2 protein-coding genes are annotated in these 14,707 nt (G+C 22.7%); both read left to right on the top strand.

The window, feature by feature from the left end:
- Positions 1-4,085: 4,085 nt before the first annotated feature.
- On the top strand, positions 4,086-4,949 hold the full coding sequence (locus GFV14_RS00720) for a YicC/YloC family endoribonuclease (RefSeq protein ID WP_457914440.1): 864 nt from the start codon (positions 4,086-4,088) through the stop codon (positions 4,947-4,949).
- A 5,785-nt stretch (positions 4,950-10,734) separates the two neighbouring features.
- Positions 10,735-11,712 (top strand): elongation factor P--(R)-beta-lysine ligase, encoded by a 978-nt coding sequence (epmA, locus tag GFV14_RS00725; protein ID WP_457914441.1) that lies wholly within the window; start codon positions 10,735-10,737, stop codon positions 11,710-11,712.
- Positions 11,713-14,707 lie beyond the last annotated feature (2,995 nt).

A 14,707-nucleotide genomic window follows, 5' to 3' on the forward strand; every position in this document is an offset into this window, starting at 1 on the left:
TTTGTAACTATGTTATCAAAAATAATATCCTCATAAATTAATAAATTTTTAGAATAGTATCGTTAATTTTCATTTTTATAAATAGAGCTATCTATTAATTATTATCAATTAAAGTTTTAGTGTGGATTACATTCTATTCTGTTAGAAACCCTTCATTTTACAAGGGCTATCTTTTATAATAAAAAGATCGTGATGTTTTAATAAGAAAAGATTCACAAAAAGTATAATAGATAATATATGAAAGAACAAAAAATATTTATAATTATATTGTAAAACGTATGAAATATGAATGTTTCATATAATTTTCTGCACTCTTTTTAATAAGAGATATTATATAGTATTAAAATTAATCAAGAAATATTTCAATAAATGATACTTTATTACTCAAAAACTGTCTAATTAATTTTATATAATATTCCATATTGATTCAGATGATGATATTGCTTTTACTTAGTTAGATGTAATTGATATCTAAAATTAATATTTAATCTATTTATTTTGAAAATCCTAATACAATCATTGTAATTATAGAAATGTTTTTGTTAATTGGCATATTGTAGCCAATAGTTAAAATTTCTGAAAGGCAGCTTAATAACTCTAAAATTTTTCCAAAGAAATTTTTGTGATTTTGCACAGTGATAGTTCATTTTTATACCTCGTGCAATGATATTAAATATTTTATTTAAAGTACATTGTCAATCACCTAAAAGAAATTACTATAATCATGAAAGCATTGTCTGAATAAACTATTATATTAATACTAGTTTTATACTTTACTTTTTTGATTGTATTAACAATCTAACTAAAATTACATTGATAATTTGAGATATGTTAAATGTATGCTGTAATTATATTTAATTTATCTTATTATTTTCTGAAATTGCCTCATGTGAATATTAAAAGTTTCTTTTAAGATATTAATAAGTTTAAATTGATTATTGTTAATTAAAAATAGTGTAAATATATTAGATTGTGATATTTATAACTAATATTAGTCTATTATTTATTACAAGGAATAAAGATTAAAGATAAATTAGATTATTTATTTAAAAACAACAAATCTTTTTCTTGATATTCATTAAAAAAATTTTAATTAATATTATTTTCTCATCAAATTTTATTATTAACCTAAGAGATACATCATAATAAATTTTTTATGATGGTGAACAAGTAAAAATAATACTATTGAAGATTCATTAAGAAAATAGCACATCAAAGGAGTATATTGATTCCTAAACTAATAAACTAAAGAAATCAATAGTGTTAAAGTTAATATTAAATTTTAATGCAATCACTTAATTGTAAAAATTTAAATGTTGTTCATGTTATAGAACAGAAGTTCTGAATAATATATTTAAGAATTCTTAATCAATTAGATGATCTATAATTTATGACTCAGTAAAATAGAAATGTCTTAAATTTATCGTAATGACTTTAAAAAAAGGGTTTAAAAAGAATTTTCAATCCTATTTCCCTATGAATATTGTAGTTATATACTAAATTAATGCGGTATATAAATCTTAGAAAAGTTAAAGTTATTTATATAAAATATAATGATAAACAATGATATATTTAAAATATACTTATAATTATAAAATCATGTAAACGTTACAAAAGCTCTTAATAGTATTAAAAATAATAAATATAATCTTTAAAAGTCTTACATGTTTATACACTGTTAATTTTTATTATTAGACAGGTGAAAATGTAACTTCGTCTTTTAAGATAATTATCTTTACATTTTGCAAATAGAAATTATTATAAACAGGATAAAAGTTTTAGAATAAGTTTTAAATGTAGTTATTAATGTTTGTTTTAGCAGTGCTAAAATGAGAAAAATCACTTTTTCTTATATTAGATGTACGAAAAGTGTTAAGAATAAATCCAGTCTCTTATATTGTCCTATTTTCAAAAAAATACTTTTAGATAATTAAATAATATATGCAAGTAAAAATTTAATATTTATTATATTAAATTATCAGAATTATAGGAAAATTTTCTGATAGAGAAAATTTTTGGTGGGTTTTTAGTTTACACGACATCACTGGTATGTTTAAATACTTTGTGAATAGATATTGGGAATAAGAGTGAAATATTTTGAATATAATTGGAATAATCGCATGTTATTTTAAAGATTGTATCAGGTAGTGAAATATGCATCAATTAACTGTCAAGATCACCGAATTGAGAAAATTCTTTATTTTCATTTCCTGTTGCAGTTTAGCATTATTTTATTATCGTCCTAAAAATATTAAATAGACTTTTAGCTGCTATTTTTAAAAATGAAAAACAGTAGTTTGTTTATTTATTTTACTACTTATTTTTTCACTGATTTTTATATTTCTTGTTATTATTTAAATATTTTTGACTATTTTCCTCATTTTAATCAGTTGAATCGCTATATTTTTACCTGAACTTCTAGCCTGTCGCTGACGGCGTCATGAATTCATTCTTAGTATATATTTCTATCATTACATTAGATAAATGTTAATGAAATTCAAAAACTCGGTTATATTAAGATTGATTTATAATATTTTAGTATAGATAATGTGCATTAGTTTTCATGCATTTGATAGTGATAAAATTTTTTATCTTTCATCACAGATGATTTTAAAATAGATAATGACATCACTTATTCTGATGATCGAATTAATTTTATCATATTAATTGTGCTTGTTATTGGTCTACATAATAAAAGTTTTATTTTTAATTTTTTTGATGATACAATATAGAAAATATTATGTAATTTTTAATTTTTTTAATAATCTTCCTTCATTCAAAGAAATTTGTACATGTAGTAATAATATTCAAAACAAAATTATGCAATCTTGCGATTGAGCAACTGAATGATTTTCAATCACAATTGAAATTGTTTTTATAATGGGAAATATTTATAGATAGCCCAAAAGATAAGATTGAATTTAATAACTTTTTAAGTAGTAAAAACATGTATAATCTATTAACAAGAATGAGATTGCGCGTAAAATTAAATAGCCTGATATAAAAAAATGTATTGTATCGTATGATTTTAATGTAATCATCATGAGATGGAGTGTATTTTAATCTTAAATCTTAATACATGTTAAGTCTGATAAATTTTTATAAATTTATATTCTTAATAATTCAAGTTAATAGATTGAAATCAAAAATTAGCCTTAGTGTATTGTTATATAAAAAAAGAAATGCAGCATAAAATTATAGTAAATACTTTGAGATATAATGAAGAATTATGTTACATATATCTCAAAGATATAATTAACATAACAGTGATTAAAATTAACTAGATATACACGATAGTTATTTCATCTATTCATTTACAGTTATTTTTATTTTATTTATTATATTGAGAATAACATAAACATTATTTCTATTGTATAATATGCTAAGAGATAAACGTATAAGTTCTATGTAATTTAATGCATCACTGTTTTATATTTTATTTTAATTTTTTATTAACGTTAGTTATAATTATATTTATATCTCTTTTATCTACAGAATATTCTAGATATTGAATCTCGCATAGACTAATAGAAATTAATTATATTATTGATGACATCAACCAATATAAGACGATTTATTGAGATTGTAGATGTGTGAGTATTACTATCTCATTATATTAGTATAACAAAATAGAATAATTTTATATTCATCTATTGTTAGATTAATAGTGTTCTGCAATAAACAATTTATACAATATTAAGAGTCTATCTGTACTCTGTTTTTTTTATCTTTTGTATGGTTGTCTTAGTAACCTGTATTTTTCGTAAGTCAGAATTTCATATATAACATGTATGTAATATCGATTTTATTTTTTAAGAATAATATGTCATATTTGTTTTATGATCGTATGATATAAAACTTTAGTGTTGCTACATTTAATAAGATCGGAATTCTTCTTAGTTTAGTATATCCATGAATTATTTTTATCAACACATCTAATCTGATGTTGTTCTATTATATGTACAGTATTCTTTTCTTTTCTACTTAATTTGTTCTGTATTTAACTTCTTTGCATAGATAATTTCTATCATGACATGATCAATAGCGTTATAATCAAGTAATATTTGTTTTAATAGGAATAAATTATGATCCGTAGTATGACCGCTTTTGCACGCTATGATATTAAAAGTGAATGGGGGAGTGCAACTTGGGAGATACGTTCTATTAATCACCGTTATTTGGAAATTTATTTACGCTTTCCAGAGCACTTACGTAGTTTAGAATCAGTTATCCGCGAACGAATGCGTTCTAGACTTACTCGAGGTAAAGTTGAATGTTATCTACGTTTTGAGTTAAATAGCTCCAATATCAGTGAGTTGATTCTAAATAAAAATTTAGCATGTCAAATTATTCGTGCTGCAAATGTAATAAAAAAATACAGTAATGAAGGTGAGATTAACCCGTTAGAAATTTTACGTTGGCCTGGAGTGATGTCACCTGTTCAACAAGATTTAGACATAATACGTGTAGAGCTTTTATCTAGTTTTGATAAAACTTTAGATAACTTTATTAAAATTCGTGAAACTGAAGGTGCTGTACTATATCTGCTCATTGAGCAGCGACTTAATGCTGTTTTAGTCGAGGTAACAAAAGTTCGTCAATATATGCCAGAGATTTTGCAATGGCAACGTAATCGACTTAAAAGTAAGTTAGAAGAAGCAGGCGTTCAGATTGAGAATCATCGATTAGAACAAGAGTTACTTATTCTAATTCATCGAGCCGATGTAGCAGAAGAGCTCGATCGACTTGAAGCCCATATTCAAGTAACACGTAATATTCTTAAAAAGAAAGACGCTAATGGCCGTCGACTTGACTTTATGATGCAAGAATGCAACCGTGAATCGAATACATTAGCTTCAAAGTCAATTCATAGTGAAATTATTAACTCAGCTGTAGAACTGAAGGTGTTAATTGAACAGATGAGAGAGCAGATTCAAAATATAGAATAAATATTAATCATTAATTAAAAGTGCATCATATTAAGCAGCCAGACTATATATTCATATTATCTGGCTTTTATTGCTACAAACATTAAAGAGAAAATCATACTAGTGCATAACTATAGTGTATATTTTAAACTTTTATGTTATAAAATTCATAAGAACTTAAGGTAATTGATAAAAATTAATTATACGATAAATCATGTTAAACTAGACATTTATATTATAATACAATCTAACTAGTTAATAAATATAGCACTATAAACCCTCTTGAGCATTATTGAATAGCAAAAAAGAAAAAATATTTTAATAATTGAAAGATGGATTCACTTTTTAGTGCAAGTAATATTTTTAAAATGATAAATCATATAGTGTTTATAACGAATTATTACAATATTATTTGTTATTAAATATTTAGAAAATTATCTATCTACATAAATTTTTAATATTAAAAGATAAACATTTATTCAAGATATTTTTAGAGTATCATTAATATGATCGTGTTGAATTTTATGAAATTTAAGATTCTACCTAAATGATTTTATAGCTTTTGAATGTTATATAATATTTATATTGTGATTAGAAACGTATGTTAATCACTGAATGTTGACAGATGACATTAAATGTCTTGATGTTATTAATTTTTCATATAAATCATTGCCACTAAGTCTTTAACGCTTGCTATCCTCAAACATTATATATGTATGCTTTCTATCTGATCACATATCTACATGCATATAAGTAATTTTTATGTAGACTATATTCTTCATCAAAATTTTTTCTTTTTATTAAACCACTTCTTGTTATTTTTATGAGATTAGGTGGATTTTAAGTGTTGATTAAGATCTGTTGTCGTTACATGATAGAAATATTTAACTCATATTATAGAGTTTAATTAATTTTTATCTTTTTATTTAACATACTTTGTAATTATCAGTTATGCAACGCTACTGGCGTGCTCGAATTATTACTAATCTGAGTTGTGTTAAAACATTTTTTAATTTTTTTATAAAAATTTTTATTTTTCTGAGTATGTCTTTTTTTAAAATTTACATTAGAAAATATATTATATTTTTATGAGCATATTATATATTAGAAATATTTTAAGAAATATTTTAGTATTTTTTGAGGAGATTCATGAGTACATAATAACTATTATACAAATAGACTTAAGAGGACGTATCTCTTTCTAATAGTGAAGTAAAATTCCTCCATAATTTTATAAAAAGTTTAAATTCTCAAAACTTCGTTGTAATGTTTTTGATATTACTACAAGAATCTTATAACTAATTAAGGAAAACGTTCTGTGAATAAAACTATTATAGTAATTTGATTAAATAAACAATTTTTAAGCTGAATAACTGCTCAGACATATTTAAATAAATTCTTGTATAAATAACTAGTAACCGCTAAACCAAGTTTAACTTCGCATAGACATGAGTAATTTTATATAAGGTTTTTATACAATATTTTTGTTAAAATATGGATGCTTTTATTTGACTTCTTTATTACTCAGTCATTTAACTCTATGATCAATGTTTCTCATAATGTTTATAAGTTGACTTATTAGTGCATGCGCATTAATTGTATTTATAATACTCAGGGTAAACCAAAAGATAATAAGGTCTTTCTTATAATATCTTGTTATTAATGATTATATTTACAGTAATAAATTTTTTTAGTCACAGCATATACTAGTTAATTTTACTAAAATTTATATTTTAAGAAAGTTAAGTATAACCTTTATACTTTATCGAAAAATTTTTATGGCTACGTTGCTAACCTATTTAACTAAGTTTTATCTTATTATCATTATATCTTGAAAAGAATTAATGTTTAGTATTTTCTTTTTATTCTTAAAATATATGTTTGGTTACTAGTAGTATTAATTTTTATTATTTAAATATAATAAATCATGAAAAAACTTTTTCTGTATAAATGATGCTGGCTTATTCAATGAGAATACTGCCTGAAAATTACTTAACAAATACTAAGGAAATCTTAATTAAGAAAAATAAGAATATATTCCAGGAATATACTGGTATATAGCTATGTATTCTAATTAGTTTTTTACTTTTTCGCATATGTGAGGTATTAAACTGTCTAATTAGAAATAGAAAACTATTGTGAATTTAGGGCAAGTTATCAGAGAAGATGCATTTTCTTATTATCTATTTTTATATTTATATTGAAACTAGTTATGTGAATATTTATTTTTATAGCTAAAATAAGTTAAAATATCTTTTTAATAATTTCATTGAGGCTATTATTGAAAGATTAAGTATTAGTTAGAAGAAAATTTTCTGCATTAGAATGCTATGAGTATAATCATCGATTAAAACTTTATAGTTAAGATACTTAAACGCAATATCAACACAATTAGTATTGTAATATTTTTTTAAACCATTAAAATAAAAGTATCTAGTGTAAATAAATAATTCTATGATGATTGAAGTAATTATAACTATTAATCTTATTAGAATTTTAAATAATCCTCTAAAATAGTATTTAGATATTTATAGAATGACAGTGTGAATTTCAGACCTACTAATTTAGGTGATTATATTCAAATTACTTAGTTTGATACCAATGCTTGTATGTTTAGTTTTTGGATATTAATTCTAGTGTTTAATTTTTTCTATAAAATATAAAAAATTTGTTTTTTAGTGAGTGGTAATAAAAATAAAAAGTGATAATAGATTATAATATAAATATTAAGTTAACTTTCTGTAATATAATCTTATGCATTATAAATCCTCTCATTGAGAATAACAAGAAAAGAGAAATACAATTACATGCTGATCCATAATTATTTTTTTACTTTTATGTAATCTTATTTTTAGATATTATTTTTTTCTTAAATTTAAATTAATTTTATATTCATGTTATAATACAACAGTTATAATAGTAGTTAGTGATGCAATCATATTTTCTCATGTATAAAAAACATGATTGCATTTAATTTATAGATGAGTACTTTTATGATGTATTTTAGTATTTATGCATGTATCTTCTTGTGCTATTAAAAATCTTTTAAATGTAAATGTTGTATATATATCTCTGATAATGAGAAAAAATTTTTATTACTTAGAAAGCGATAAGACATACTCAGGATACATTAAGGTTAGTATTTTTGTTTATTTCTAGATACTTTTAAAGTAAGTTTTACTAATGAGAGATGCTGATTACTGATTTTTTAGTATAAGTAAGATATATCATACTATTTTAAAGTTTAGAAAAATAAATCATCAGATACAGAGAAATACTGACTAAATACGGCATAAATCTACTTAGAAAAGTACATATCAGAAATAATTAAAAATACTAACATAAAAGCATATTACGTGACAGTAATTTAATTATTAATATATGCTTTGATTGGGGTGTTTATTTTTTTATAAGTTAAAATGATATTTAATAAAAATATAACATATTACTTGTAATTTATATAATGTTAACAACATTTATCATCGATCATTACTTTGTTATTTAAAATTCTATTCTACTAAATCATTCAGTACTACTGACAATGAAAATTGTAAAAAATTAAGGTATGTAAGATGCCAGTTTTTTATGATTATAGAAAAATAATAATTATTTTACACAGTCAATTTGTTATATTAAATTTCTTTTGTATTTTTTTGAGTGATTTTTGTAGATTTTTTTCTAAAAAACTAAATAGCTATCTGTATAAAACTATTATATGTATACTGAGTGTTTCAGGCTTTTACTTTGTTTCCAATTCTGTTAAGACCTAAAATTTATTTAGGTTTTATCGCATATTATTGAGGATCTCTTTAAATGACTCTCGTTAGTAAAGCCTTTTAGATGTTTAATCTGTTTTAATTAAGGTGAAAATATTTTCTGCGGTATTAAAATTCCACACTACTAGTGTAGTTGAGCAATTATAAAATAATTCAAATAGCCAAAACTTAGTGAAATAATACTATTTATATAACTAGGTCTTAACTGTATAGATTTGATGATTAGTCTTTAATATTAAGCATTGTTATGTTGCATATTGATTTAAGTCTGTATACTACTACAGTAGTTGACGCTGATTTAAGCGTATCATGTGAATAATTTTTTCTTATTACATTATTATAATAATATTGATTAGATAGAAGTATAAATAACAACAGATATTTTAATGACTTTTAATAACCAACATCGCTGATATTCTATTTATACTAATAAAATACTATATAAAGTAGACATTTCATACTTTTATGGAAATAATAACTACTATTATGAATAGTAGTTCTGAGTTAGGAACTTAATCATAAAAAACTAATCTTTTCTATCAGCAGTTGTAAATTCTGAAAAATACTTTGAACGATTTGAACCGTAAATAATTTATATCAACTTCTATTGTAACGCAATACAAAAGTTTAATATTTCTTTCTTAGATTTTTTACAGTCAAACTTAAACCTATATCTTGAATGTACATGATTATGATTATTATGATCATGCATTGTATTAGTGTAGTCAGGTAACTTCAAAAGATAGGAATAATACCATTTCTAAAAATTAATTTTATACTTTTTAATGTTATAAAAATATTTATAATTACTATCATGAATAAGAAAATTTTAAAAAATTCTTATGATATTTAACTTCTTGAAGTATTATGCGTAAAAGTATATGTTCCTAAGATTTTTAAAGACAAAAAGACAAAAAGACAAAATATTTGAATCGACTACCTAACTTCCTACTTAGTATAATAGTATTATTAGTCAATGAATTGTTATAGTTGAATAACAGTGAGGATTTTATAAAGAAATAAAATATTTATGTATACATTATGCAATCATCTCAAAGGATTACACTACAAATAAAAGTCTTATAGAAAAAGTACAAGGATAGAGACATCTGGTTTGATAGATAAGCCTGGAAATTACGTTATTCTATAGTTTATCTTATCGTCTTTACAATTGTTCATTTTTTATCATAAGCATTATATTTAATAATTTTCATACAAGGATCATTATTATTTACTTTATGATGTATATTCATATTTCGATATTAGATCTATTATGTTAAGAAGATATTGAGGATATGTATCTAAAATTTATTTAAACATAATAACGAAAATAAATAACAAGATGTAATGCAAAAAAAATCTTGATTGACATCAGGAGATTATGCGACGTTGAGTGAGAAAATATGAATCCCACCACTGAAAAGTGGAGAATTTAGTAGGCACTTAATTAATATTATTCTATTTCTTCTTGAAATAGAATAATTAGTGTTACTAAAAGTTACGTACATAAAGCTGCTCATGATTGATATATTTAATGAATAGTATTGATTAGTTATATTCATGATAGCTCAATGAGTCTTGACAATAATATTATTCAATCGGTATGAGTACTTTTACTTTTAAATTGTACAATAATAGATTTTTTAAATTGATTAGATTAGCTGTCACAAATTAAATTTTTACAGGTTTTACGATAATCTGTTTCTTGCATAATATTAAGTTTTTTTATTTACGTAGAGAATTATAAAAATGAGTAATGATGATAACCTGGATGATCTTTTGTCTCAAGGTATTAAATGAGATTTTTTAAATAACGAATCATTATATGATAGCGAGGTTATATAGTGACAATATTTGTCCTAATGAGTAATATTAAAGAAGATTTGATTATTATTAAGTATCTCGTGAGTTAAAAATATTTATGATAATAAAAAATGAAATATATGCAATTTAGATGCTTACATATCTATTGTATATAATGAAGAAGTTTCAGTAAACCACACGAGTATATTGATTATGGAGTTATGTTAATGAGTAAAGAATCAAACTGGAAACCCAGTGCATCTATAGTGAATTTATTAAAGAGAGCTAAAATATTTACTGAAATTAGACATTTTTTTACCGAACGCTGCATACTTGAGGTTGAAACACCTGCAATGAGTCAAGCGACAATTACAGACATTCACCTTACTCCTTTTAAAACGCGTTTTGTAAAGCCAGGTGCTTCGCAGGGAATCGATCTTTATTTAATAACTAGCCCGGAATTCCATATGAAACGTTTGCTTGCAGCAGGTATTGGGCCAATCTATCAACTCTGTCGTAGCTTTCGTAATGAAGAGTTAGGCAGATATCATAATCCTGAATTTACTATACTAGAGTGGTACCGTCCATATTATGATATGTATTGTTTAATTGATGAGGTTGATGCTTTACTGCAAAAAATACTTAATTGTGAAAGTGCGGTATTACTTTCTTATCAAGAAGCATTTTTGCGTTATTTAAAGATTGACCCACTCTTAGCTACAAAAAATGAGTTAAGAGTAGTGGCAGCAGGTTTCGATTTAATTAATATTACAAATAAAGAGAGAGATAAAGATACGTTATTACAACTACTTTTTAATAAGGGTATTGAACCATATTTTTCTACAGAAAAACCTACAGTGATTTATCACTTTCCTGCAACACAAGCTTCTTTGGCTAAAATAAGCATGGAAGATTGTCGTGTGGCAGAACGATTTGAAGTATATTTTAAAGGTGTAGAGCTTGCCAATGGTTTTTGTGAATTAACAGATAGAGATGAACAGTATCAGCGTTTTGAACAAGATAATTACCGACGTGAAGCAATGAATTTGCCTACTTATGTAATCGATCAGTATTTATTAGATGCATTAACTTATGGGTTACCAGCATGTTCAGGCGTTGCATTAGGAGTCGATCGTCTAATAATGTTAGCATTAAATGTTGAAAAAATTACTGATGTAATCGCTTTTCCTTTTCCCATATCTTAATAATAATTATTAATCTTATTAAGATTGTATTTATAAATATTTAACATTTTCTTTTATTCAGTCTAAGCATGACTGATGTAGTTTTTGTTATTTTGTAGATATTAAATATTTATATTAAGAAAGTTAATAAAGATTTTATAAATGATATATTGATAATTAATATTTAAAAATAGTAAGTAATGATCTTTAATATGTATAAGCGTTTCATTTATTTGTAGAGTGTAAAGATGGAACATTGATATGTATTTTGCAACCAAAGTAGTTAACTTAGTATTGAGTTGTTGGATAAATTCACTATTCATATATCATCATCATAACTAATATTATATAGCATATTTTTTGACTTCTACCATTAAGTTTAGCATGAACTAGTATTCATGACTTAATTGACTTAAACATTACTTATTTTATGTTTTCGTTTTCTGCTAGTTGTAGTAACGTAAAATTAAATTATGTTTCAATCATGTCTATTTTGTCATGAACTGGGTTTGAATATGTATGAGTTAATTTATTAAAAATAATAAAAATAAACATTATATGTTTTATTAGTATATCTATGAGATTTTAAGCATTTTCGTGATATTTTGGTGCTTTAGATAAGAACTGAGCTATAGATTACTTTATTGATTCTATAAATGTACTTGTTTATTAAAATAATGTAGTATAAAATTTTAGAAAAATTAATTTAAAATGCATTCTAAAGTTTTTAACTTTTATACTATTAATAATATTAAATTATTTAATAATTTTAAAAAATTTTATTTTAGTAATAATAAAATTAATTCTATAATAAAGGTTATTAGGAATATGCAACTAGAAAGTTTTTTAACATAAGTGACATGATTCAAATTATTTCTTATGTAAGATACTTAATAAATCATTCTTAGTCATTAAACAATCTTATTTAAAGATTTTTTCTGTTTATAAGAGGTAGTTTTCTTATACATTACGTATGAACTGTAAACCAATAAAGTGTTGTTCATAGTATAATGTGTAATAATTATAGTCTTATGTATTTCAAAGTTTACATGGACAGAAATAATACTATATTTATCATAAACTGTTTAAATAGAAATATATCATGATATTTATTTATAATCTTTATATATTATTTTCTAATATAACGGATAGTCTAGTTTCAAATTTAATAATGTCTTTTAGACTATTTGTTAATTCATATTTTGCTTATTTTTTTATAAATTGTTGCTAACACATATAAATATGATAGAAGATACTAAATTTAATATTATTATAAGAACTAACTATTTCAATTAAAAGAATTGATGATAAAGCTAATAATTTCATTCCTGAAATGGAGTGATATAGATAACAAAATAATTTAGTATACTTACTAAAGTAGCATATCTGTTTTCTTAGTTGTCCAGTATAAAATTATTACATGTAAAATAATTAAGTATCAGAACTTTATAAAATAAAAAAACTAAAAGATAAGCATCTAAGTTATATTAATATATACTACCTAATGAATATTGTTTACAATATGATATTAAAAATCATTATTAATACATTATATTTCAGTAGATATTTAGTGCACAAAAACTTTATCTGATATTTAATTATATAGTGACGTCATTGGAATACTCTAACATTTTTATAAAAAGTAAGATGTAATACGATTGATCTGTAAATGCATTCTATTACTTTAATTGAATAAAAGAGTGAATAGTTAATATAATACATTATTACATTATAAGACAAGAAATAAATACATAAACAATTATAATCACGTATAAAAGTTGGTCAATAGATAGGTATCTAGATAGAAATTTATTTTTAGTATAGTGTTATTTCTCTGATTTTTTGTTAGGTAGAAATAATCTTATATTTTTAAAATAAGGAAAATTATAATATGTTATCATTATTCAAAATAAAAACTATCATAATAGTGATTTCTGTGATTTCTGTGATTTCTGTGATTGCCGAAATATAATATTAGGATAAAAGTGTACTAAAATATTACTATTAATATTATATATACAGTTTATTACTAAAATTATTTTATGATCATTTTATTCAGATTATTATTTTTATTATCGTACGAATATAAAGTAGTTATATTACACCATTTAATCTTACTATATAAGTAGTGGTTGAATATAATCATCGTGCTATATTTCGTCTATACAATAAATTTTATAATACGCATTATAAGACTTATGTGTTCCACTTAGCATGTAAAAAAAGATGTAGCTTACATAATCTGATATGGATTTTATTATACATTTAGGAAAACTGTACGAAGTACAGATGACTAGTCATACAAGATCTACATCTATTTAAATAATCGTTTTAAGATAATAAAAATTGAATCATATTGAGTGTAGTTAAAAAATACTAATGAATCATTACTAAAAAAGTCAAAGATAGACTAGATTTATTTTATTAGATAGTATACTCAGTCAATAAAATTCTAGTTATAATATCTTTAATATATGATCTTTAATGGTATACTAATTATTAGTTACTTTAAATTTTTATCATAACTTTAAAAATTATTAGTGTTGTATTTTTCATGAAGAAATAACAAAACTTTAATGCGTTAAGATTATTTTATTAGCATCAACGATTTTATCGTACAACATACAAGTATTTATTAAACTGTTTCATAAATATTTATTTTATTTATTTGACATGATCGTAGTATAAAAATTAGTTATCAAAATACATTTCAATGAGAAAATTTATCGCTATGATGATTACTTTTTATTCATGTAATGATTTAAATATATATAATTTATTTAATTTTTATTAAAAATTAAATAAATGTTTTATTTAATGTGTGTGATTTAAATATAAAATATAAATGTTTGTATAATAATATCAAAAAAATTTTTTAAAAAAAGTGTAGAGAATGTAGATGATGATATAATCAGAATAACAAAGTTTACTTATTGAAAAATAAGTAGTAAAAATTTTAATAATAGAATTCATATAAATAGTTTTTATGATTTTTATCATATAAAAGACTGGTAAC

Source organism: Candidatus Hartigia pinicola (assembly GCA_020541205.1).
Taxonomy (GTDB): domain Bacteria; phylum Pseudomonadota; class Gammaproteobacteria; order Enterobacterales; family Enterobacteriaceae; genus Hartigia; species Hartigia pinicola.